The organism is Methylobacterium oryzisoli, assembly GCF_046557895.1.
Lineage (GTDB): Bacteria > Pseudomonadota > Alphaproteobacteria > Rhizobiales > Beijerinckiaceae > Methylobacterium > Methylobacterium oryzisoli.
In genome coordinates, this window is record NZ_JBKIBX010000109.1 from 1 (window position 1) to 1,999 (window position 1,999).

General features: G+C 70.3%; 2 protein-coding genes. Both read left to right on the forward strand.

Annotated elements, in window-relative coordinates:
- A partial coding sequence (gene tnpB, locus ACKUB9_RS34230) for an IS66 family insertion sequence element accessory protein TnpB (protein WP_407531148.1) occupies window positions 1-266 on the forward strand: 266 nt, incomplete at its 5' end.
- Window positions 267-291: 25 nt separating this feature from the next.
- Window positions 292-1,950 (forward strand): IS66 family transposase, encoded by a 1,659-nt coding sequence (gene tnpC / locus ACKUB9_RS34235; RefSeq protein WP_410824390.1) that lies wholly within the window; start codon window positions 292-294, stop codon window positions 1,948-1,950.
- Window positions 1,951-1,999: the final 49 nt, after the last annotated feature.

The window sequence follows — 1,999 nt, forward strand, 5'->3', positions numbered from 1 at the left end:
TGCAGGTGCAGGAGGTGCTCAAGCGCGATCCCCTGAGCGGCCACGTCTTCTGCTTCCGTGGCCGGCGCGGCGATCTGGTCAAGATCATCTGGCACGACGGGCAGGCGGCGAGCCTCTATGTGCGCCGCCTCGAACGCGGGCGCTTCCTCTGGCCCTCGCCGGCCGACGGCGTCGTCGCCATCACGCCGGCGCAGATGGGCTACCTGCTCTCAGGCATCGACTGGCGCAATCCTGTCGAGACTTGGCGCCCGACGGCGATTGGATAAGCATTGGGCTTGTGTTCTCTGGGGGATGTGCTTCCTTCTCCGGGTGACCTCGCCCGCTGAGCCGCCCCTCTCGCAGTCCCTGCCGACCGACCTGGCGGCGGCGCACGCGATGATCCTGGCCGAACGTGCCGAGAGGGTCGAGGCGCAGGCCGCAGCCCTGAAGGCGAAGGCCGAGGCTTCTTCGGTCGAGGCAACGATCGCGCATCTGAAGCTGATGATCGAGAAGCTGCGGCGCGCGCTGTATGGCCAGCGCTCGGAGCGCACGACGCGGCTCATCGACCAGATGGAGCTTCAGCTCGAGGAACTCGAGACCCAGGCGACACAGGACGAGGTCGCGGCCGCGCCGGCTCACGCCCCCTCGCCGCCGGTGCGCCGCCGTCCTGTCCGCAAGCCCTTCCCCGCACACCTGCCGCGCGAGCGGGTGGTCGTGCCGGCTCCGACCTCCTGCCCGTGCTGCGGCTCCTCGCGGCTGTCGAAGCTCGGCGAGGACATCACCGAGACGCTGGAGGTGATCCCACGCTCCTGGAAGGTCATCCAGACCGTGCGCGAGCGCTTCTCCTGCCGGGCGTGCGAGCAGATCACGCAGCCGCCCGCGCCCTTCCACGTCACGCCGCGCGGCTTTGCCGGCCCGCACCTCCTGGCAACGATCCTGTTTGAGAAGTTCGGCCAGCACCAGCCGCTGAACCGCCAGAGCGAGCGCTACGCGCGGGAGGGAATCGACCTCTGCGTCTCGACGCTCGCTGACCAGGTGGGCGCGGCGGCTGCGGCGTTGGCGCCCCTGCATGACAGGATCGCTCGTCACGTCATGGCTGCGCAGAGGCTGCACGCCGACGACACCACGGTGCCGATCCTGGCCCGCGGCCAGACGCAGACTGGCCGGATCTGGACCTACGTGCGCGACGACCGGCCGTTTGGAGGACCGGATCCGCCGGCGGCGCTCTACTTCGCCTCGCGCGATCGCAGGCAGGAGCACCCGGACGCTCATCTGAGAGGCTGGCGGGGCATCCTGCAGGCCGACGCCTATGGCGGCTACAACGGGCTTTATGATCCGGGGCGTGCGGGCGGGGCGGTCACGTCGGCGCTCTGCTGGGGGCACGCCCGCCGCGGCTTCTTCGAGTTGGCCGACATCGTCGCCCGAGCGCGCCGCGGCTCCGGTGCCGCGCCCGTGTCGCCGATCGCACTCGAGGCGGTGGAGCGCATCGACCTCCTCTTTGCCCTCGAGCGCGAGATCAACGGCTTGAGCGCGGACGAACGCCGCCGGGTTCGGCAGGAGCGCAGCCGGCCGGTGGTGGAGGACCTGCACGCCTGGCTCGGCGAGCAGCGCAGCAAGCTCTCGCGTTCGTCGGCGGTCGCGCAACCCATCGACTACATGCTCAAGCGTTGGACGCGCTTTGCCGCGTTCCTGGATGACGGGCGGATCTGCCTGTCCAACAACGCCGCCGAACGCGCGCTCAGAGGCTTTGCCCTTGGACGACGAGCATGGCTGTTTGCTGGCTCGGACCGTGGCGCGGCGCGGGCCGCGGCCATGGCGACGCTGATCACCACGGCAAAGCTCAACGCGGTCGACCCGCAGGCTTGGCTGGCCGACGTGCTGGCTCGCCTGCCTGCTCACCCCGCCCGGCGGATCGACGAACTCCTGCCCTGGACCTGGGCCCCTCCCCAGCAGACCCAGAGTGCCGCCTGACCTCGCGCCCACGCAACGATCCCACCCGCGGCCCTCACCGAATGCTCAC